This is a genomic window from Bacteroidales bacterium (genome assembly GCA_021157585.1).
GTDB lineage: Bacteria > Bacteroidota > Bacteroidia > Bacteroidales > UBA12170 > UBA12170.
Window position 1 is genome coordinate 1 of sequence record JAGGWH010000055.1, and the last position, 22,006, is coordinate 22,006.

Annotated in this window: 16 protein-coding genes, 2 tRNA genes, 1 other RNA gene and 1 riboswitch; of the genes, 13 read left to right on the forward strand and 6 right to left on the reverse strand. The window is 35.3% G+C overall.

What is annotated here, in order from left to right:
- From J7K39_03425 to J7K39_03445, 5 genes are all read right to left on the reverse strand, one after another.
- Positions 1 to 1,608: beta-N-acetylhexosaminidase (locus J7K39_03425; GenBank protein MCD6178935.1), on the reverse strand; the 1,608-nt coding region annotated here is incomplete at its 3' end.
- Position 1,609: 1 nt separating this feature from the next.
- Positions 1,610 to 2,608 (reverse strand): N(4)-(beta-N-acetylglucosaminyl)-L-asparaginase, encoded by a 999-nt coding sequence (locus tag J7K39_03430; protein MCD6178936.1) that lies wholly within the window; start codon positions 2,606 to 2,608, stop codon positions 1,610 to 1,612.
- Positions 2,598 to 2,849 (reverse strand): zinc-ribbon domain-containing protein, encoded by a 252-nt coding sequence (locus J7K39_03435; GenBank protein MCD6178937.1) that lies wholly within the window; start codon positions 2,847 to 2,849, stop codon positions 2,598 to 2,600. Before J7K39_03435 ends, J7K39_03430 begins: the two co-directional genes overlap by 11 nt.
- Before the next feature lie 96 nt (positions 2,850 to 2,945).
- Positions 2,946 to 3,017, reverse strand: a tRNA-Glu gene (locus J7K39_03440).
- Positions 3,018 to 3,042: 25 nt separating this feature from the next.
- Positions 3,043 to 3,114, reverse strand: a tRNA-Glu gene (locus J7K39_03445).
- A gap of 244 nt (positions 3,115 to 3,358) precedes the next feature.
- Positions 3,359 to 3,578: riboswitch (cobalamin riboswitch) on the forward strand.
- Positions 3,579 to 3,688: 110 nt separating this feature from the next.
- Here J7K39_03445 and J7K39_03450 point away from each other — a divergent pair.
- From J7K39_03450 to J7K39_03460, 3 genes are all read left to right on the forward strand, one after another.
- Positions 3,689 to 5,611 carry a TonB-dependent receptor gene (locus J7K39_03450; protein MCD6178938.1) on the forward strand — a complete coding sequence of 641 codons (1,923 nt, stop codon included), beginning with the start codon at positions 3,689 to 3,691 and terminating at the stop codon, positions 5,609 to 5,611.
- A 10-nt stretch (positions 5,612 to 5,621) separates the two neighbouring features.
- Positions 5,622 to 6,701, forward strand: a complete 1,080-nt coding sequence (locus J7K39_03455; GenBank protein ID MCD6178939.1) for a hypothetical protein — start codon at positions 5,622 to 5,624, stop codon at positions 6,699 to 6,701.
- Positions 6,702 to 7,108: 407 nt separating this feature from the next.
- Positions 7,109 to 8,245, forward strand: coding sequence for an ABC transporter substrate-binding protein (locus tag J7K39_03460; protein MCD6178940.1), 1,137 nt, complete (start codon positions 7,109 to 7,111; stop codon positions 8,243 to 8,245).
- On the opposite strand, the gene J7K39_03465 is transcribed toward J7K39_03460, so the two are convergent.
- On the reverse strand, positions 8,246 to 8,671 hold the full coding sequence (locus tag J7K39_03465; GenBank protein MCD6178941.1) for a SoxR reducing system RseC family protein: 426 nt from the start codon (positions 8,669 to 8,671) through the stop codon (positions 8,246 to 8,248).
- 154 nt (positions 8,672 to 8,825) lie between these two features.
- On the opposite strand from J7K39_03465, the gene ffs reads away from it, so the two are divergent.
- The 10 genes from ffs to J7K39_03515 all read left to right on the forward strand — a co-directional run.
- Positions 8,826 to 8,925, forward strand: an RNA gene (gene ffs, locus J7K39_03470) — signal recognition particle sRNA small type.
- A gap of 113 nt (positions 8,926 to 9,038) precedes the next feature.
- Positions 9,039 to 9,956: an ATP-binding cassette domain-containing protein gene (locus tag J7K39_03475; GenBank protein ID MCD6178942.1), complete on the forward strand. Its 918-nt coding sequence runs from the start codon at positions 9,039 to 9,041 to the stop codon at positions 9,954 to 9,956.
- Positions 9,957 to 9,962: 6 nt separating this feature from the next.
- A complete protein-coding gene (locus tag J7K39_03480) occupies positions 9,963 to 11,303 on the forward strand; it encodes an ABC transporter permease (GenBank protein ID MCD6178943.1) in 1,341 nt (446 codons plus the stop codon).
- Between the two features lie 228 nt (positions 11,304 to 11,531).
- On the forward strand, positions 11,532 to 14,639 hold the full coding sequence (secDF, locus tag J7K39_03485) for a protein translocase subunit SecDF (GenBank protein ID MCD6178944.1): 3,108 nt from the start codon (positions 11,532 to 11,534) through the stop codon (positions 14,637 to 14,639).
- 77 nt (positions 14,640 to 14,716) lie between these two features.
- Positions 14,717 to 15,022, forward strand: coding sequence for a twin-arginine translocase TatA/TatE family subunit (locus J7K39_03490; protein MCD6178945.1), 306 nt, complete (start codon positions 14,717 to 14,719; stop codon positions 15,020 to 15,022).
- 33 nt (positions 15,023 to 15,055) lie between these two features.
- Positions 15,056 to 17,512, forward strand: coding sequence for an OmpA family protein (locus J7K39_03495; protein ID MCD6178946.1), 2,457 nt, complete (start codon positions 15,056 to 15,058; stop codon positions 17,510 to 17,512).
- A complete protein-coding gene (locus J7K39_03500) occupies positions 17,513 to 18,691 on the forward strand; it encodes a phosphoribosylformylglycinamidine cyclo-ligase (GenBank protein ID MCD6178947.1) in 1,179 nt (392 codons plus the stop codon).
- Between the two features lie 90 nt (positions 18,692 to 18,781).
- Positions 18,782 to 20,014, forward strand: a complete 1,233-nt coding sequence (pepT, locus tag J7K39_03505; protein ID MCD6178948.1) for a peptidase T — start codon at positions 18,782 to 18,784, stop codon at positions 20,012 to 20,014.
- 168 nt (positions 20,015 to 20,182) lie between these two features.
- The gene (locus tag J7K39_03510; protein MCD6178949.1) at positions 20,183 to 21,445 is read left to right on the forward strand and encodes an arginine deiminase; all 1,263 of its coding nucleotides are present in this window, start codon (positions 20,183 to 20,185) and stop codon (positions 21,443 to 21,445) included.
- A gap of 1 nt (position 21,446) precedes the next feature.
- On the forward strand, positions 21,447 to 22,006 hold a 560-nt coding region (locus J7K39_03515; protein ID MCD6178950.1), incomplete at its 3' end, for an SAM-dependent methyltransferase.

Here is a 22,006-nt window from a genome sequence, read left to right on the forward strand (position 1 = left end):
AAAACTAAGGCGATAAGTCCCTTTGGAATAGCGATATCCTTTTTTATCAAAAAGCTTAAAATGATCTTGAAGTCGTTCTTGAAAAGCAGACCAATTTTTAGCATCTTTCTTTCCCCACAACACTTCCGAAAGCGCAAGCATTCGAGGTAAAATCATATATTCCACATAATCTGTAGTTTCCATATATTCTGTCCACACATTTCCTTGAGCGCCTAAAATCAAATCTTTTTGCTCCGTGAACAAATCTTCAGGAACAGGCTCAAAGTCATAGACTTTCTTCAAAGAAGTATATCCACCAATGGCTTTGGGTTCAAAATCCTTATCCGCTTGATAATGATCAAAATAGCAATGAGTTCCCGGAGTCATAACCACATGGTTTCCCTGACGAGCAGCATCAATTCCACCCTCCATTCCTCGCCACGACATTACCGTAGCATTCTTGGCTAAACCACCTTCTAAAATCTCATCCCAGCCTAATAATTTTTTTCCTTTTGAACTCAGGTATTTATCAATTCGTTTGATAAAATAGCTTTGCAATTCGTGTTCATTTTCCAGACCTTCTTTTTGCATTCTGGCTTGGCATTTCGCACACTCCTCCCAACGGTCTTTTGGAGCTTCATCGCCACCAATATGAATATAAGAACCTGGGAATAAATCGATAACCTCATCCAAAACATTTTCAATAAATTCAAAAGTTTTATCATTTCCGGCACAATAAATATCTTTAAAAACACCCCAATTATTGGGTACATCTTGCAGCTCACCAGTGCAAGAGAGTTCAGGATAAGCAGCTAAAGCAGCACGACTATGTCCTGGCATTTCAATTTCAGGAATAATGGTAATATGCAACTTTTTAGCATAAGCCACCACCTCTTTAATTTCTTCTTGGGTATAAAAACCACCATAACGACTGCCATCTTTTTCGGTACGCCAAGCACCAATTTCAGTAAGTTTTGGATATTTTTTAATTTCAATCCTCCAGCCTTGATCCTCCGTTAAATGCCAATGAAAAGTATTGAATTTATAATAAGCCATCAAATCGAGATAATGTTTAACAAACTCCACATCAAAAAAGTGACGAGCTACATCTAAATGCATTCCTCTATAAGAAAATCGTGGTTTGTCCCAAACCTGAATGGCAGGGATTATTAAGCTTCCAGATTTATCGTTTAAACGCTGCAAATCAAATAATTGATAAAGGGTTTGAATACCATAAAAAACACCATCAATATCGTTAGCTGTTATTAAGACTTTATCTCTATCCACCTGCATTCTATAGCCTTCAGCTCCCAAACGCTTTTCCTGACTTATGGTAGACAGCAAGATTACATTTTGCATACTTTTGGTTTCATCTTGACTAACTATTTCTAGTTTTATATCAGCAAGTGACAAAACATATTCCTGCAAAAGTTTGGCACTACTTGCAATATCGTCTCCACTTATTAATATCCGCGTTTCTCCATTTACAACAAAAGTTTGTGAACCTTCTCTGAGGCTATATGGCAAAGGAATAATACTATATTCTGTTTCGGAATTAAATTTATTTCTACAAGATGATGCAACAATTAAGATAATTACGATTAAAAAAAGCAGACTAACTTTTCTCATACTATTGTTTTATTAAACAATCGGAATCTATTAATTTATTCTCACCATTAACTGCTAAAGCATATTGAAATCCGGGTAAAATGGAATAGGCTCCAATATCACCATCTTTGCTTAGTGCAAGGTAGCCCACTTGAAAAAACTTGCTGTCCTGATCATCGCTATAGCGATCCCAAATCCGCTTGATGGCTATTTCACAGGCTTCTTGAGCAGAATGTCCATTTCGCATCAACTCCACAATTAAAAAAGAGCCTACAGTTTTCATCATCAACTCTCCCATTCCCGTTGCTGTTGCTGCACCTACTTCTCCATCAACAAATAAACCAGCACCAATAATTGGACTATCGCCTACTCTACCGGGCAATTTATAAGCCATACCACTAGTAGTACAAGCGCCTGCTAAATGTTTGTTCTTATCTAAAGCCAATAGACCTATTGTATCGTGATTTTCAAAATTCACCTCAGGTTTATACTCTGCTGTTTCAGTCCATTTGCGCCAAAGCTTTTCCATTTCAGGGGTGAGTAATTCGTGGCGATCAAAACCTTGTTTCACGGCAAATTCAAGAGCTCCAGCTCCAGAAAGCATCACATGAGGTGTTTCTTCCATAACTTTTCGAGCTACTGAAATGGGATGAACAATATCTTCCAAATAGCAAACCGCTCCAGCATTTCCCAGATGATCCATTATAGAAGCATCTAATGTTACTTTACCGCTGGCATCAGGATAACCTCCAATTCCTACCGAATGGTTGTTGGCATCAGCCTCTACCACGTGAACACCTTTTTCTACAGCATTCAAAGCGCTTCCATCAGCATCTAAAACTTTTATGGCATCCGCATTGGCTTCAATACCGTGACTCCAAGTGGAAATTACTATTGGAGGAGGATTATTGGTTTTATTCAGCCCTTTTTCATCAGACTGACTTGCAAATAGTTTGGGAGCTGCCAATAATGCTGCTGATCCTAATCCAAGTTTATTTAAAAAATTTCGTCTAGTTGCCATAAATTTTATTTATTCGTTCGATATATTCGTTTTTAGAAAGCGGTTTAGCATAATTGCAAATGGGACAAGCCAAATAATACTTGTCTTTCACAGGAAAAACAGGAAGAAAAAACAATGAGAAATTCGTACGCTCGTGAATCAAATTCCAAAATCGTTGATTATTGCAATTTGGGCAGTTGATATATTCTGTACTCTTTGTTATTTCAGGTTTACTATCCGATAAGCCAAGTATGACAAACATAAAAAATCCTTTTCACAAAGATAGTTGAATCAAAGAAAATAAAAAGGAAGGATATAAAAAAAGCTCATCTACCAGTGGTGGATGAGCTTTTGAAAGTAGTCCGTAGGGGAATCGAACCCCTGTTACCAGGATGAAAACCTGGCGTCCTAACCCCTAGACGAACGGACCAATATTATGTTTTAGAACTTTGCTGTAGTCCGTAGGGGAATCGAACCCCTGTTACCAGGATGAAAACCTGGCGTCCTAACCCCTAGACGAACGGACCAATTTCAATGATTATGTATCAATATTGATAATAACCGTTGTTTTTAGCGGTGCAAAGATATAAAATTTTAGAACTTTGCAAATGAAAATTTACAGAATCGAATATTTTTTTTCGCAATACACGATTAAAATATTAAACAAAATCAAATCCTTATAAAAACCTCCTGATACCATGTGCTTTGTAAGGGAATTAGATATAATATTATTATAATTTTTCAAACAAATAATTCTTGAATCAATTAATTATTATCTTTGCCTGAAATGGTAAAGGTATCATTTTCACGTTACCTTTTAAAAGGGAATCAGGTGAGAATCCTGAACAGTTCCCGCTGCTGTAATGCCCGATCCGTCAGATGACGGATGATGGTTTTAGCACCCAATTACCACTGTCCGTCAGCTGACGGATGGGAAGGACGCTTAAAACCGGGATAAGTCAGAAGACCTGCCATTTGATACAATATTTAATGCTTTCGGTGAAAAGGCAATAAGTAGCTTGATGAAAATCATTTTACCCTTTGTAATCCCGTTTTTTAGCAATAGATGTTGTTGATTATTTATTTTTTTAAATATCAATAATGCTAAAAAGGAAATTGACCGGTTTGTTTATCTGTTTATTCGTGACAGCGGCTATTGCGCAGGATTCGTACGAATCGTACGATACGTCTGTGTTACTGCATGAGATCAGCATTAACTCTTACCGATTTGAACAATTCTCCGAAGGAAGCAAACAGCAAAAAATAGATTCTTCTTCAAAAGCCAATCACGTTGCCAGTACGGTTGCCGAGGCCTTGAATAGCCTCACGACTTTATACCTCAAATCCTATGGCATCAGTGGCAATACCAGCATCAGTTTACGTGGCACTTCATCTGCTCATACAGCAATTTTATGGAATGGTATCAATTTACAGGATCCTCTGAATGGAGGCACTAATCTGGAGCTCATCCCATTGCAAGCCATTGATGAGATTGAAGTACAATACGGAGGATCAGGTGCACTTTATGGAAGCGGAGCCATAGGTGGAGCCATATTAATGCAAAGTAAGGCACAGTTCCAAACGGGATTAAAAACGTCTGTAAATGTTGGTATGGGGAGCTTTGAAAGTTATTTTGGACAAGCATCCATTCAAAAAGGAGGAAAAAAGGCGGCTACTTCTTTGCGCATTTTCTATCGCCAAGCCCAAAATGATTTCCCTTTTGTAAATACACAGCAATTCGGGCATCCCAAAATGACACAAACAAACGCAGCAGTAGAATATTTTGGAATTAGTCAGGACAGCCGGTTTCTACTTGCGGATAATCAACAGATAAACACCCATTTATGGATTCAAAAGTCCACACGCGAACTGCCACCAAATATGACTACGCTTATAAGCAAACAGCTGCAAAGCGATGAGGGCTTACGTTTTTCTTCAGATTACACATTTTCCAAACCTAAATACGATTTAATGACTCGAGTGGGTTTATTAAGTTCCAAACTAATTTATGACGATTCTCTAAGCGATATTTATGCAGAACACCTATCCAAAAGTGCTATTATTGAAACAGAAATTAATTATAAAATCAAGACAAATCATTTATTAAATTTTGGAGTACACGAAAGGATAGACTGGGGAGAATCTGATAATTACGCACAAATAAGGCATAGAAATAATTTAGCATTTTTACTTAGCTACAAAATTTGGAATTTTAATAAAACGCTACATCTCTCGAGCAGCATCCGGCAAGAGCTAATAGATAATAACTGGAGTCAGCCTACTCCTGCTCTCGGCTTTACTTATGAGTTAGGAAAGCACTTTCAATTATCGGGGAAAGTATCGCGCAATTATCGTCAACCCACTTTTAACGACTTATTCTGGCAAGGTGGATTTGCACAAGGCAATCCCGATCTATTACCAGAATCGGCTTGGGCGCAAGATATTGGTGCTTCTTTCCAAAAAACATCTGACAAGATCTATTTCAGTCTTAGTTTATCCGCTTTCAGCAGCTATATAAAAAACCTCATCTTATGGATTCCGACAGAAAGAATTTGGTCTCCAGTCAATCAGAAAGAAGTTTGGTCGAGAGGAATTGAGACAGACATTAAACTCAGTAGAGTTATTCACGAATTAAAAATAAATCTTGAATTTCACTATTCTTTTAATCCATCAACATTGGAGAAAGAAGCAGATAACGAGACTGATGCAATTTTAAAAAAGCAACTTATTTATACGCCAAAACATCAAGCAAAAGCATTATTTATTATTCAACGCAAACTCAGTAATATATCAATTGAACAGCAGTATGTAGGTAAACGCTATACCATTGCTGATAATACCAAATGGTTGGATGCCTACCCTTTAACAAATATTATTTTAAGTAGCTCATTCAAAAAGGATAAGCAAAACTGGGGGCTAAGCTTTCGCTTGAATAATGTATTCAATCAAGAATATCAAAGTATGGAAAACTATGCTTTGCCCGGAAGAAATTATCAAATCAGTATTCACTATAATTTTAATTAAATCACACAAAATGAAACTTAAAAACATTATTTATTTATTTGTATTCTCGCTCTTATTTGTGAGCTGTACTAAAACCGAAGACACTCCCGATTACGGAAAATATGGTGCTGGAGTATTAATTAGCAATGAAGGTACCTTTGGTGCCGGAAACGGATCAATTAGTTATTACAGCCCTGATACCGACTCTGTTACAAATGAAATATTTCAGCTCGAAAACAGCAGAAGTTTAGGTGATGTCGTTCAATCCGTAAATAAAATTGGCGATTATGTTTTTATTCAGGTCAATAATTCTAATAAGATTGAAGTGGTTGATGCCAAGAGTTTTGTAGAAATGGGTGTAATCCAAGAATTAACTCAAGTACGTTATGCTATCGGTAATGAAAATACGGCCTACGCTTCTGCTTGGGGAACCTGGGGTGCCGATGGAAAGGTATATATTATTGATGTAAACACCTTGACAGTTACCGATTCTGTTGCAACAGGATTAGGTCCGGAGGCAATGGTTTTACTTGAGGATAAACTTTTTGTTGCCAATAGCGGTGGTTGGGGTTTTGATAATACTGTAAGTGTTATTGATCCTACAAATAAAACTGTTTTACAGACAATTGAAGTTGGAGCAAATCCAAAATCTATGGTAGTAGATAAAGACGAAAACTTATGGGTATTATGCTCAGGAAGTGCTTTATATGATGCGAACTGGACCCCTATTGGACATAATCCTTCAAAACTAATTCAAATCAATCCTTCTACAAATGCCATTATAAAAGAAGTATCATTATTTGCAGAACAACATCCTAGTAAATTAGCCATAAATCCAAATGGTAATTTACTGTATATAGGAGCAGGATTTGGGTTTAATGGTATTTATACAATAGATATTAATGACGCTACATTTGCCGAGACACAACTAATAAACAAATCATTTTATGGTTTTGATATCAACCCTGAAGATGGTGTTATTTTTGGCTACGAAGCTTTAAACTTTACCGAAAGAGGAAAACTTTACCGTTTTAACGAATCGGGTTCTGAATTAGGAAATTACCTTGTTGGAATTGCACCAAATGGATCATCATTAAAACGAGATAAATAATTCAGATAAAAAAACTTTGTGTCTTCGTGGTAAAAAAAGATCACAGAGGCACTGAGACGCTAAGAAAAACTCAGAATCTTGAAAGATAAAAAAAATAAGCTAAAATACTTTGTGACTTCGTGTCTTAGTGGTAAAAAAAGACCACAGAGGCACTGAGACGCTAAGAAAAACTCAGAATCTTGAAAAATAAAAAAAATTAAGCTAAAATACTTTGTGACTTCGTGTCTTAGTGGTAAAACAAAACCACAGAGGCACTGAGACACTAAGAAAAATTCAATGTTTTGAAAAGCAAGAAAATAATTTAGATTAAAATACTTTGTGACTTCGTGTCTTAGTGGTAAAACAAAACCACAGAGGCACTGAGTCACTAAAAAGAAATAGTTTGAATAATCAAAAAAAAAGTAAAATTGAAAAATAAGTGGTTTCTCTACTTCATTCTCATATTTCTTAGCTCTTGCACCGCTAAACAAGAGAAAGAAAGCAATAAGACAAAAGCTTCAGGTGTTAAATACGCCAAGGGATTTACTTTGGAAAATACCGAGCACTATAAAAAACTCAGTATTCTTAATCCTTGGGATGATTATAAGACTTATGCAACATATTATGTTTTAAAAGATAGTATAAAACCAAAAGTAATTGGTAACGAATTAACTTTCTATTTTAAACAAACACCAAAAACAATTGCTCTACACACCGCAGCCCAAACAGCTTCTTTAAAAGCTCTGAATCTAGATAAATATGTAAAAGGGATTACTGATCCTCGTTTTTTTTATGAAAGTAAATATTCAGAAAAATTAGAACGTAAAGAACTTATTCAAACGAGCAATCAAGTTCAAATAAACAAAGAACGTATTCTTTTACTACAACCCGATATAGTAATTACAAGCGGATGGAACAATATTAATTCAGATTATCAACTACTTATTAAAATGGGTATTCCTCCTCTTTTTATGATTGAGTGGATGGAAACAAAACCTTTAGGTAGAGCGGAGTGGATTAAAGCTATCGCTTTACTTTTTGATAAAGAAAAAGAAGCAGACTCTCTCTTTAAATTGGTTGAAACCAATTACTTGGCAATCAAAAAAGAGCAAAGTAAAAATAAGTCAAAACCCAAAATTTTACATGGCGAAGAGTATAATGGAGTTTGGTATGTAGCAGGCGGACAAAGTTATATTGCACAACTTTATGCCGATGCCGGAGCAGAATACCTTTGGAAGAAAAACGATAAATCAGGAAGTTTAGCTTTAGATGTTGAAATAATATTAGAAAAGGGTATTAATGCAGACTTTTGGTTTACCACTTTCGGACAAAATACGGCGGATATCAATTATATCAATCAAGAAAAATATAGCATTTTGAAATCGGTAAAAGAAAATAATATCTACTCAAATACCAACAGAACAAGAGTTATGGGAGGCAATGACTTCTGGGAAACCGGTAATCTACGACCTGATTTTATTTTAAAAGATATTGTAAATATTCTTTATCAGAAGGAAAACTCAAGCGATAGTCTCATTTTCTACAAAAAACTAAAGCTGAACTAATTATCCAATAATCTTAAACTGGAAAGTTTTTTCCATCTGCTTACGCGAAAGATAAAGAATAGTATAATACGGTATTAATAGCAAAAGCGATAACAATCCCGCAATACCCTCATTATCCAACAGTTGAGTAAAGACAATAAGACCTATTAACAAAACCAAAAACGGGAAAACATAACCAAACATTACCGCCCAAGTCCCCAAGGATTGATCCATCATCACTACAACTTTATCGCCAACATTATAATTATCGTTTAAAGCACGTTTAACATCCACATTCTTCTCTTCTACATCCGAAGCCGAGCAGGCTCCTTTTACCGAACAAGAAGCACAACTTGCTTTAGAAATAATCATTACAGTAATCACATCCTTGGTCATATGACTAATAAGGCCATCGTGTGTAATATTATCTTGAGGTAAATCACTCATTTTAATCCTAATTTTTAAAGCGCAAAAATACACATTTTTAGTTTCCAAGCTCAAAATCAGGGAGTAAAATCAAACTAAATACAAACAGAAAAAATCAATTATAAATTTTACTGTATTGTCTTTGACAAATCGAAAACATTTGTACTTTTGCACGGGGTAAGTCTTGTACGACCAGCTCCCTCAGAACTCCCCCAGGACGGGAACGTAGCAAGGGTATGAGGTTGTAGCGGTGCGATACAAGTAGCTTACCCTTTTTTTGTGCCCAAGAGTTTCTTGTCTGAGACTATATGAACACGCTTTTTGAAAATTTAACAATTCGACTTCAAAGAATATCATAGCTTCCTTATATTTGCTAAAAATTAAGAATATGCTTTTTGAAGCTAAAAATATAGTTAAACGATACGCAGCACATACAGCTCTTGATGGAGTTAGCATTACTGTTCCCGAACAATCGATATTTGGATTACTTGGCCCCAACGGTGCAGGAAAAACCACTCTGATAAGGATTATTAATCAAATAATCGGGCCTGACGAAGGCGAGCTTTATTTTGAAGGAAACAAACTCCACGCTAATGATATTTATCGTATTGGCTATCTACCTGAAGAAAGAGGTTTATACAAAAAGATGAAAGTTGGGGAACAAGCCATTTATTTAGCACAGCTCAAAGGATTAAGCCGCTCGGCTGCTATTCACGAATTAAAAATTTGGTTTGAAAAATTTGAAATAAGCGACTGGTGGAACAAAAAAGTAGAAGAGCTTTCTAAAGGAATGCAGCAAAAAATTCAATTTATTGTTACCATTATTCACAAACCAAAACTTCTTATTTTTGACGAACCTTTTAGCGGTTTCGATCCTATCAATGTACATCTTCTTAAACAAGAGATTTTAAATCTAAAAGAACAAGGAGCAAGCATTATCTTTTCCACTCATAATATGGCTTCGGTCGAAGAAATTTGTGACCATATCTGTTTAATAGATCAATCAAAAACTATTCTTGAAGGAGAAGTAAATAGCATTAAAAATAAATTTAAAGCCAACATTTACGAAGTAGAATGGTTAGGAAATATGGAGCAGATGAAAAATAATCTCCCCTCCTTTTTAAGCATCTTAGATAATAGTAATTCCAATGGCTCAAATAAAACAAAATTTAAAATTGATAAGGGAAACAAACCCAACGATTTGATAAAGTTTTTAATGACCAACTTTGAAGTCTTAGGATTAAAAGAGATTCTTCCGAGTATGGACGAGATTTTTATTCAAAATGTAAATGCTTCCATAAAGTAAAATAAAATGAGCAAAATTAGCCTAATAATACAACGCGAATACCTGACTAGAGTTAAAAAACGCTCTTTTATAGTGCTCACATTCCTCGGTCCGCTTTTAATGGCTTCCATATGGATAATACCAATTTATCTTTCCAATTTATCTAAAGAAACAAAAGTAATCAGTGTATTAGATGAAACCGGGGTTTTCTTTGATAAATTCACCGGTGATGAAAATATGCAATTTATTCAAGCTGTCCCCCAACTAAAAGCAGCCAAAGAAAACCTAAATAAAATGGGCAACTATGCCTTACTATTCATCCCTAAACCCGATTTACATATCCCTAATACAGCAATAATATACAGCGAAAAACAGGCTAGTTTAGATGTGAAAAATTACATCAAGGGAGTAATGAAAAAAGAAATAGAAGCTCAAAAGTTAGCTGCTCGAGGAATAAATCCTGAAACTCTTCTGTCTATAAAAACCAATGTATTTATAAGTTCTATAAAAGTTGATGGAAGCGGAAAAGAAGAAAAAACTTCTACCGAAATAAGTATGGCATTAGGAATGTTCTCAGCTATACTAATATACTTTTTTATCTTTTTATTCGGAGCTCAAGTAATGCGTGGTGTTATAGAAGAAAAAACCAGCCGCATTATTGAAGTAATAATATCCAGCGTAAAACCATTTCAACTAATGATGGGGAAAATACTTGGTATAGCTTTAGTTGGATTTACTCAATTTATGCTATGGGTAATACTCACCTCTACTCTTGTTTTCGGCTTTCAATATGCCTATCAGGATGAGTTAAAAACCTTTCAAAACACTCAACTAATAGAAACAAGTCAAGGGATGTTCCCTGATTCACCGACAGAAACAAAAATAACCGAAACACAAACTTCCAATGAGAATATAGGCTTTCTTATAGATGCCCTTACATCTATTGATTACACCATTATTTTAGGCTCTTTCCTTTTTTATTTTCTGGGAGGATACCTATTATATGCTGCTCTTTTTGCTGCTGTCGGATCTGCTGTCGATAGTGAAGCCGACACTCATCAGTTTATGATGCCCATTACTATTCCACTGATATTAAGTATTGTAATGGCTCAATTAATAATAAATGACCCAAATGGACCAATAGCTTTTTGGATGTCTATGTTTCCACTTACATCACCTATAATTATGATGCTTAGAATTCCTTTCGGGGTTCCTTATTGGGAAATATTTACTTCTGCTACCTTACTAATTATCGGCTTTGTTTTTACCACTTGGATAGCGGCTAAAATATACCGTACCGGCATCTTAATGTACGGTAAAAAGATTGGCTACAAAGAGCTTTGGAAATGGCTATTTTACAAAGCATAATCCAAAATCCGCTTAAAGTCAAACTAAAAATATAAAAAATATTTTTTTTGATTTCTCTGACATTCAGAATTTTATCAATATGTCTCTTTTATAAATTCTATTCATTTTTAAACAAATTATTACTTATCTATACTAACCAAATCTTTTGACAATTTGTTATAATAGATTAAAATTTTATCCTACTTTTGCAAACTGTAAATTTTATAAAAAAACAAATAATAGAAACACATGCAGAACAAGGGTGCTATACGATTTTTTGCCATTGCCTTTGCACTTGTTTGCCTTTTTCAACTTAGCTATACTTACTTTGCTAAAAGTGTTGAAAAAGATGCATACGAATACGCAAACTCAGCTCAAGTTACAGAGCTTTCAAAAGTAATTGCAAAAGGAAATAATCTGAAAGAAGGTTACATTTATGATTCTATTTCAAAACAAAGAGAAAAATTTTATTTAGACTCTATTCAAAACGAAGTAGTTTATAACATAGGAATTAGAAAATATACGTTTAAAGAAGTTAAAGAAAGAGAAATCAATCTTGGCCTTGACCTTAAAGGAGGCATGAACGTTACGCTTGAGATTTCAGTTCCCGATATCATCAAAGCACTTTCCGGTAATAGCAAAAATGCTACTTTTAACAAAGCGGTTCAAATAGCTATAGAAAAACAAAAAAGTACTGATGTTGCTTTTATTGATTTATTCGAAGAATCTATTAACGAAGTTGATCCTAACTTCAGTCTCGCTAGCGTTTTCAGCACAATAGATTTAAAGGATAAAGTAAGTTACAACTCAACAAACGCAGAGATTATTAAAGTTCTGAAAGGCGAAATTGACGGTGCTATCGACCGTACTTTCAACATTTTAAATACTCGTATTAACCGCTTTGGTGTTGCTCAACCTAACATTCAGCAACTAGCGACTAAAGGCCGTATTTTGGTTGAACTTCCGGGGATTAAAGATCCTGAACGTGTTCGTAAACTTCTACAAGGAACTGCTAAATTAGAGTTTTGGGAAACTTTTACTTTCCCTGAAGTAATCAACTATTTCTCTGAAGCTAATACAAAACTCGCTGAGCTTAACAAACTAAAAGAAATTAATACTTCCGAAACAGGAGAAATAAAAGAAACGGAAACTACAACAAAAACTACTGTAGATACTACGGCTTCCAATTTACTTGAACAAGTACAGAAAAACCCTGAAACAGATCAAGCTGCTGCTTATGATAATTACTTAAAAGCAAACCCCCTTTGGGCTGTACTACAACCTTCATTGGTTAAAGATGCTTCCGGACAATCATATCCTGCAAAAACTGCCAGAGTTGGATTTGCGTCCATTAAAGATACTGCTCGCATAAACGCATTATTAAAACAAGTTAAAACTGTTTTTCCAAGTAATTTACGCCTATTTTGGACAATCAACCCAATTGAAAAAGGATCAGACGTTCACGAATTAGTTGCTATCAAAGTAAGCTCACGCGATGGACAACCTGCTTTAGGCGGCGATGTTATTGTTGATGCTTCTCAAGACTATAGCCCAACAGGACAAGTTGAAGTTTCAATGGCAATGAACAGCGAAGGTGCTCAAGCATGGAAAAGATTAACAGGCGACAATGTTGGTCGTCAGATTGCTATTGTTTTAGATGATTATGTTTATTCTTACCCTAATGTTAATAGCGAAATTGCCGGAGGGCGTTCTTCTATTACCGGTGGCGGAATGACAGTTGAAGAAGCTTTAGATATTGCCAATATTCTTAAAGCTGGTAAATTACCTGCCCCTGCACGTATTGTTCAGGAAGAAGTAGTTGGACCAAGTCTTGGAAAAGAAGCTATAAGTGCCGGTTTATGGTCATTTGTTATCGCTTTTTTCTTAGTTCTTGCATATATGTTGCTATACTACAACCGTGCCGGTTGGGTAGCCGATCTTGCTTTATTAACCAATATCTTATTCATTTTTGGTGTTTTAGCATCTTTAGGAGCTGTCCTAACACTTTCAGGAATAGCAGGTATTGTATTAACATTGGGTATGGCTGTTGATGCGAACGTAATTATTTTTGAGCGTATTAAAGAAGAGGTCAGATTAGGAAAAGGTATTCGCTTAGCCATTACCGATGGTTACAAAAATGCTTATTCGGCTATTATTGATGGTAACGTTACTACTTTATTAACAGCTACAGTTCTGTATATATTCGGTAGCGGTCCTATCCAAGGTTTTGCAACAACTCTAATCATTGGTATATTTGCCTCCCTATTCTCTTCTATTTTAATTACACGACTTATCTTCTCCAAATTATTAGATGAAAATAAAGCCGTTAAATTTAGCAATAAGAAAACTGAGAATTTCTTAGCAAATGCTAATTTTGACTTTATTGGTAAACGAAAAATTGCATATGCTATTTCAGCTGTTATCTTCCTTTTGGGAGTTGGGTCTTTAGCAACCAGAGGCTTAAGCTTTGGCGTTGATTTTTCCGGTGGACGTTCTTACATTATTCGTTTCGACGAAAGTGTAAACACTACCGATATTAGAGAAGCATTAACCGGAGCATTTAATTCAGCACCAGAAGTGAAAACTTTCGGACCTGACCGTCAGGTAAAAGTTACCACTAAATTTATGATTGATGATAATAGTGATAATGTAGACGAAATTATTCAGAATAAATTATACAAAGCTTTAAAACCATTTTATAATGAAGAGCTAAGCTATGCACAGTTTTCCGGAGATACGAGTAATACCGAACAATTGCTTGGTATCTTAAGTTTACAAAAAGTTGGACCAACTATTGTCGATGAAATTATCCGAGGTGCTTTCCTCGCCATTATTTTCTCATTGATAATTATCTTAGGATACATTACCGTTAGATTTAAAAAATGGCAATACGGTGTTGGTGGTGTTGTAGCTCTATTCCACGATTCAATTATTACTTTGGGTTTATTCTCCATTCTATATGGCTTTTTACCCTTTAGTATGGAAATTGACCAAGCCTTTATTGCTGCTATCCTTACAATTATCGGATACTCTATAAACGATACAGTAATTATCTTTGACCGTATTCGTGAAAATACGGGTTTACATAAGAAAACAAGCTTAAAAGATAATATGAATAATGCTCTGAATAGCACATTACCTCGAACATTAAATACCTCAGGAACAACTCTTGTTGTGTTATTCACTGTATTTATTTTTGGTGGTGAAATTATCAGAGGCTTTACTTTTGCTTTATTAGTCGGAGTTTTTGTTGGAACGTATTCATCACTGTTTACTGCTAGTCCAATTGCCTACGACTTACTTGGTGGCGGTAAAAAAGATATCGAGCCTCCTGTTAAAATAAAGAAAAAAAAATAGCTTAATCAATAACTATAAATGGAAGTCCCGTCACTAATGTCGGGACTTTTTTTATTTTTGCATAAAACAAAAGAATAATGATGCCTTCTGTACTTCTTTTCTTTAATATTAGCGGTGGTGAAATAGCCATAATTGCACTTCTTATCTTTATTGTTCTTGGACCGGAGAAAATGCCTGATATAGCTAGGAAATTTGGCAAAACAATGCGTTACATTCGCAAAGCAACAGACGATATCAAACGCGAGATTAATATAGATGAGGATATTATGCAAAAGTCATCTCCCCACACAAAAAAAACTACCGCAAGCTCTAATGCTAAAAGTGCATCTCCTGTTAAAGACACGACTTCTGCTCCCAATACCAAAACAACAGACAATAAATAAGAAAATTAATGGTTTAAAAAGAAACATAACGCCATGCTAAATCATCGCTCATTATTTTTAAGCCTAATCTTTCTCCTTACCACTACTTTCCTTATTGCACAAAATAGAAATATTAAAATAGCAGACGAAGCTTTTGCTAATGAACGTTATACCGAAGCCGTTCAAAAATACCTAAAAGGATACAAAAAACTTAAGAAAAACCGACTTGAAAAAGCGCGAGTAAATATGCAAATAGCAAAGTCCTATTTGATGATGAATGATTTACGCCGTGCAAAATCATATTACTCTCGCTTAATCAGATCAAAAGCTCACCATCAAAAACCGGAACTTCAATTAGAATACGCTCGTATTTTATTAGGTCTTGCAAATTATGAAGAAGCAAAGAAACAGTTTGAAGCCTACCTCCTACTTGTCCCCAACGATCCTCGAGCTTTAATTGGGTTGAAATCTATAGATAAGATTAAAGAATGGACAGAAAATCCAATAGACTATACTATTGAAAATATCCGTAAGATAAACACACGTTATAGCGAATTCTCACCGGCATATTTCGACAAAAATTATCAAAGTATAATTTATACCACCACACGCGAAGAAGCTACCGGAAAGGCAAAAGACGGCTGGACAGGCATGGATTTTAGTGATTTATACTCTAGCCGGATTGATAGTAAAGGCGTTTGGACAACACCAGAAACTATTGATGACACCGAAACTATAAATACTTCGGCTAATGAGGGGCAGGCTACTTTAAACGACCGTTTTAATACTATGTATTTCACACGCTGCTTCCAATCAGAGACTACTGCCAGCGGTTGTGCCATAATGAAGGTTAAACGATCGGGGCGACTTTGGGGAGAACCTAAAATGGTTTTCTTAGGTGGTGATAGCACTAACTCCATTGGACACCCAACACTTTCAAACGATGAACGTACCATAATTTTTTCTGCTGATTTCTCTAACGGATTGGGAGGACAAGATTTATATATAGCTCACCGTAAAAAAGATAGCGATAAATTTATGCGTGCCCATAATTTAGGAGGACTAATAAATACCTCGGGAGAAGAGCTATTTCCCTTTCTACGCAACGACACTCTTCTTTATTTTGCATCTAATGGTCATATTGGGATGGGTGGATTAGATATATATAGAGTAACAATTAAAGGTGATACAGCAGCTTCCGAAATTGTAAATATGGGTGTTCCAATAAATACATTTTCCGATGATTTTGGAATAACATTCAATCCAAATGAATTTGAAAGCGGTTTTTTCTCTTCCAGTCGTAAAGGCGGCAGAGGAAAAGAAGATATTTACTCTTTTAGTTTACCTCCGATAGAATATGCAATTAAAGGAACAGTGATAGATGATTATAGTCTTCAACCTATTAAAGACTTGGAAGTTTTACTTAGCGATAATTCAAAAAATACATACAAAAGCAAAACCAATTCTAAAGGTCAATTTAGCTTTCCTTCTTCTATTGTACAAAAAAGAAAAGACTACGAATTAAGCTTTGAAAAAGAAAATTATTTTACACAAAAAATAAATGAATCTACAAAGGGGTTGGAACACAGCAAAACTTTTGAAGAAGTCGTTAAGCTAAAACGTATACCTGAAAGACCCATACTTCTACCCGAAATTCTTTTCGATTTAGCTAAGTGGGATTTAAAACCAATATATGAAGATTCTCTTCGTGGCTTAATAGGTACTTTAGATGCAAATCCCGATATTGTTATCGAACTTGGAGCCCATACCGATGCACAAGGCAATGCCGAGCAAAACGATATTTTAAGTCAGAAGCGTGCAGAATCGGTTGTAGATTACTTAATTGACCGCGGTATTGATCCCGGCCGATTGGTAGCCAAAGGTTATGGCGAACGTTCACCCAGAACACTTGAAAAAACTATCAACAAAAAAGGATTTACATTTGATGAAGGAACGGTGCTAAACGAAGAGTATATAAAACATCTTCAAGATGATAAAAAAGCTGTAGCCAACGAACTCAACCGAAGAATTGAGTTCCGCGTTTTAAGAAGAAATTACGAAACTATCGATTACAGCAAACAAGATACAATCAAAAGTATTGCCTTGGTAGATGCAGGAATGGAAAACGCCATCCAAGTAGATTTAATTGATAATGACCTTTGGGAGATGGCAGCAAAAACTAACGATTTCCCTATTAGGCTTATTTATACGCCCCTCACCAAACTTAATACCTTCAGTGTTGAATTTGCCTTAAAATTATTAGAAGATGGTATTATTTCCAAAGACGATTTTGAAGGTGATGCCGAAAGTCTTATCCAAGTTGGAACCATAGCTCACAAAACACTTATCAATATCCGTGAATTATCTATTGGAAATAAGAAAATCAAAAATGTTCAGGTTTGGGTTTGGCACAATTCGCTCTATCCATTCATTATTAATACCGAAACATTAAACCGTTTTGGAAAACCCGAATTCGATACAAAAACCAATAAAATCCTGATCTTCAAATAAATGAGCGATTCTTTAAAATATAACCAGCGAGGAGTTTCGGCATCAAAAAAAGATGTTCATGAAGCCATTAAAAACATAGATAAAGGATTATTTCCAAAAGCATTCTGCAAAATTATCCCCGATATTTTATCTAATGATAATGATTATTGTACGCTAATGCATGCCGATGGAGCCGGCACAAAATCATCTTTGGCTTATATGTATTGGAAAGAAACGGGTGATTTATCCGTATGGAAAGGAATAGCACAAGATGCTATTGTTATGAATCTCGATGATCTGATTTGTGTTGGAGCTACCGAAAATATTTTACTTTCATCTACCATTGGACGTAATAAAAACAGGATTCCGGGAGAAATAATTAAAGCCATTATTCAAGGAACAGAAGAAATATTAGCACAACTACGCAATCTGGGAATCTCCATTTATTCTACCGGAGGAGAAACTGCCGATGTAGGTGATTTAGTTCAAACCATCATTGTTGATTCTACAGTAACGGCTCGTATGAAGCGTAAGGAAGTGATTGATAATGCCAATATTCAAGCAGGTGATATAATTGTCGGACTCTCGAGTTTTGGTCAAGCTAACTACGAAACAGAATATAATGGCGGTATGGGAAGTAATGGACTCACCTCTGCCCGCCACGATGTTTTTGCACATTATTTAGCAAAAAAATATCCTGAAAGTTATGATGCTCAAGTGCCCGATGATTTAGTGTATTCCGGAAATATGAAACTAACAGATGCTACAGAAATTGAAGGTGTAAATGCCGGAAAACTCGTTCTCTCTCCTACCCGAACTTATGCTCCAATTATAAAATCTATTTTAGATCAATACCGCTCTAAGATTCACGGAATGATACATTGCAGCGGAGGTGCTCAAACAAAAATCTTACACTTTATTGATAATCTGCATATTATTAAAGACAATTTATTCGACGTTCCGCCTTTGTTTAAGCTTATTCAAGAGCAGTCGGGAACCGATTGGAAAGAAATGTACAAAGTCTTTAATATGGGCCATCGGATGGAAATTTATGTACCGGAAAAAATTGCAGAACATTTAATACAAATTTCTCGCTCTTTTAATGTCGACGCACAAATTATTGGTCGTGTAGAAAATTCAACCACCAAAAAGCTCACTATAGAAAGTAGCTTAGGAAAATTTATTTACAACGATGCATAAAAATAAAAACATTTATCAATTAAACCTTAGCGAGAAAAATATCACGCAAAGACGCAGCAGAAACACAAAGAAAATAACAAAACTACAGCAATGCAAAATATTATAGATCGATTCGTTAAATACATCAAAATAGACACACAATCAGATCCCAAAAACCCAGCTTTTCCAAGTACAGAAAAACAATGGGATTTAGCTCATCTTTTAGTTGAAGAATTAAAAGAAATTGGACTCGAAGAGATTAGCTTAGACGACAATTGTTACCTAATGGCAACTCTACCATCAAATGTAAATTATAAAGTACCTACAATTGGATTTATTGCCCATATCGATACCAGTCCCGATTATTCGGGAACCAATGTAAAACCACAATTTCATCCTAATTATAATGGAAAAGATATTGTTTTAAACAAAGAAGAAAACATAATATTATCGCCAAGTTATTTTGAGGACTTATTGCTTTATAAAGGACAAACACTAATTACTACAGATGGCACAACCCTCTTAGGAGCAGATGATAAAGCCGGAATCGCTGAAATTGTTTCAGCAATGGAATATTTAATAAATCATCCTGAAATAAAGCATGGAAAAATTAGAATTGGCTTTACTCCCGATGAAGAAGTGGGTAAAGGAGCACATCTATTTGATGTTGATAAATTTGGAGCCGAATGGGCATACACTATGGATGGCAGTCAGGTTGGAGAATTAGAATACGAAAATTTTAATGCTGCCGGAGCAAAAGTTATTTTTAACGGAACATCTGTTCATCCCGGCTATGCCAAAGGAAAAATGATTAATTCCATACTTCTTGCAAATGAATTTATTTCGTCTTTACCCAAAAATGAAATTCCACAAGAAACAGAAGGTTTTGAAGGTTTCTTCCATCTGCATGATATAAAAGGAGATATTGAAAAAACAGAGCTTCAATATATTATCAGAGATCACGACAAAGAATCGTTTAAAAACAGAAAAATCCTCTTTCAAAAAGCAGTAGATGATCTAAATAAAAAATTAGGTAGTAACATAGTTGAAGTGGAAATAAAGAACCAATATTTCAATATGCGCGAACAGATAGAACCAGTTATGCATATTATTGATATTGCTGAAGAGGCGATGAAACAAGCAGGGATAAAACCAATTATTCACGCAATCAGAGGCGGAACAGATGGCGCTCAATTATCTTATAAAGGATTACCTTGTCCAAATATTTTTGCTGGTGGACACAACTTCCACGGTCGTTATGAGTTTATAGCGACTGAAGCCATGCAAATAGCAACTGATGTAATTGTGAATATTGCTAAAATTACAGCTGAAAAAAGCAAATGATCTTAAATTATTTAACCACAGAGGCACAGAAACACAGAGATTTATATATTACCTAAACCTTATTTTTCTTAGTGCCTTTTGTCTTCGTGGTAAAATATATTTAATGTCAATGTCTATCAAGCTTTAAATCCATTTCCTTTTCCTATTTTTGTGCAAAATCTTTTAGAAATGGAAAATAAAATTAATGTTCAGGTATCTACGGAAATAGGAAAATTAGAAGCCGTTATCCTACATACTCCCGGTAGTGAGGTTGAAAAAATGACACCTCAAAATGCCGAGCGCGCCTTATACTCTGATATTCTGAATCTTAACATAGCATCAAAAGAATATAGTCAGCTACATCAGGTACTCGACAAACTTACCTCTACTTTTCAAGTCAAAGATCTATTATTTGACATTCTGAAAAACGATAAAGTACGTGAAAGTATGATACATCGTATTGTTCGTAACGAACATCTTGAAGCTTACGAACCGTATCTTACTAAAATGGACAACAAAGAGCTTGCACGACAATTAATTGAAGGTGGCGAAATGGTTAAAAACAACCTCACTCGCTTTCTTGATCCCGATCGCTTTAGCTTAAAGCCTCTTCACAATTTCTTCTTTACTCGTGATGCTTCTATGACAGTAAATAATAAAGTTCTTATTGCAAAGATGGCTAGTAAAGTACGCGATCGTGAGTCTTTAATTATGGAAAATATTTTCGACTTTCATCCCCTTTTTAATACAAAAACAGTAAACCCTTTAAGCTTCTCCGGCAGAACAGATAATATTACCATAGAAGGTGGCGATGTCCTTGTTGCGCGAGAAGACATACTTGTTATTGGACTTGGACCTAGAACAACTTCACAAGGAATAGATTTCGTTATTGAATGCCTTAAAAACACTAAAGAACGTCGTCATATTATTGTTCAAGAATTACCACATTCGCCGGAGTCTTTTATTCATTTAGATATGGCATTTACTTTCTTGGACAAAGACAAATGTATGGTTTACGAGCCTGTAATTCTTCAAGCAAACAGATATCAAACTATACATATTACCATTGATGGTGGAAAAGTTGAAAGCATAAAAAATATCGATAATATTTTAGTCGGTCTTAAAACTTTAGGAATGGATTTAGAGCCTATTGTTTGTGGAGGATCAGTAGATGAGTTTTCGATGGAACGTGAACAATGGCATAGTGGCACTAACTTTTTTGCTGTTGCCCCCGGAAAAATTATTGGGTATGGACGCAATGTACATACTATCAATGAATTGAATAAACACGGCTTTGATATTTTAAAAGCTCAAGATGTAATTAATAATAACATAAAACTTAGTGATTACGAGAAATATGTTATCACGATTGAAGGTTCTGAATTAGCTCGTGGTGGCGGTGGAGCACGTTGTATGACTATGCCTATCGCCCGAAAAGCTGTAGACTGGTAAAATGGCTAACAAAGGAAAACTATATCTTATTCCCAACACCTTAGGCTCGGAAGATTTAAATACGATTCTTCCCCAAGGGAATTTTAGTATAATCAAAAGCATAGACACTTTTATTGTTGAAGATTTACGTACAGCTCGCCGATTTTTAAGCAAATCAGGGCATAGTGGAAATATCGATAAGCTTGAATTTTTTGTTCTTAACGAGCATACAAATACCAACGAAATAAGCGATTATCTAAAAGCTATTAAACAAGGAAAGAACATTGGTTTACTTTCCGATGCCGGTGTTCCTTGTGTTGCCGATCCCGGTGCTGACATTGTTTCAATCGCCCAAAATCAAGATATTAAAGTCGTTCCCTTAGTAGGCCCTTCTTCTATTTTAATGGGCTTAATGGCTTCAGGCTTTAATGGACAAAATTTTGCTTTTGTCGGTTATCTGCCTCGAGAACAAGCAGAACGTAACAAACGCATCAAAGCACTTGAAAATAGAGTTTACAAAGAAGATCAAACTCAACTATTTATCGAAACGCCATACAGAAACAATCATATGCTGGAAAGTTT

Bases quoted from the DNA above. Each gene is read 5' to 3' on its own strand.
- J7K39_03430 (MCD6178936.1), bottom strand. From the start codon at position 2,608: ATGGCAACTAGACGAAATTTTTTAAATAAACTTGGATTAGGATCAGCA.
- J7K39_03435 (MCD6178937.1), bottom strand. From the start codon at position 2,849: ATGTTTGTCATACTTGGCTTATCGGATAGTAAACCTGAAATAACAAAG.
- J7K39_03450 (MCD6178938.1), top strand. From the start codon at position 3,689: ATGCTAAAAAGGAAATTGACCGGTTTGTTTATCTGTTTATTCGTGACA.
- J7K39_03455 (MCD6178939.1), top strand. From the start codon at position 5,622: ATGAAACTTAAAAACATTATTTATTTATTTGTATTCTCGCTCTTATTT.
- J7K39_03465 (MCD6178941.1), bottom strand. From the start codon at position 8,671: ATGAGTGATTTACCTCAAGATAATATTACACACGATGGCCTTATTAGT.
- J7K39_03475 (MCD6178942.1), top strand. From the start codon at position 9,039: ATGCTTTTTGAAGCTAAAAATATAGTTAAACGATACGCAGCACATACA.
- J7K39_03480 (MCD6178943.1), top strand. From the start codon at position 9,963: ATGAGCAAAATTAGCCTAATAATACAACGCGAATACCTGACTAGAGTT.
- secDF (MCD6178944.1), top strand. From the start codon at position 11,532: ATGCAGAACAAGGGTGCTATACGATTTTTTGCCATTGCCTTTGCACTT.
- J7K39_03490 (MCD6178945.1), top strand. From the start codon at position 14,717: ATGATGCCTTCTGTACTTCTTTTCTTTAATATTAGCGGTGGTGAAATA.
- J7K39_03495 (MCD6178946.1), top strand. From the start codon at position 15,056: ATGCTAAATCATCGCTCATTATTTTTAAGCCTAATCTTTCTCCTTACC.
- J7K39_03500 (MCD6178947.1), top strand. From the start codon at position 17,513: ATGAGCGATTCTTTAAAATATAACCAGCGAGGAGTTTCGGCATCAAAA.
- pepT (MCD6178948.1), top strand. From the start codon at position 18,782: ATGCAAAATATTATAGATCGATTCGTTAAATACATCAAAATAGACACA.
- J7K39_03510 (MCD6178949.1), top strand. From the start codon at position 20,183: ATGGAAAATAAAATTAATGTTCAGGTATCTACGGAAATAGGAAAATTA.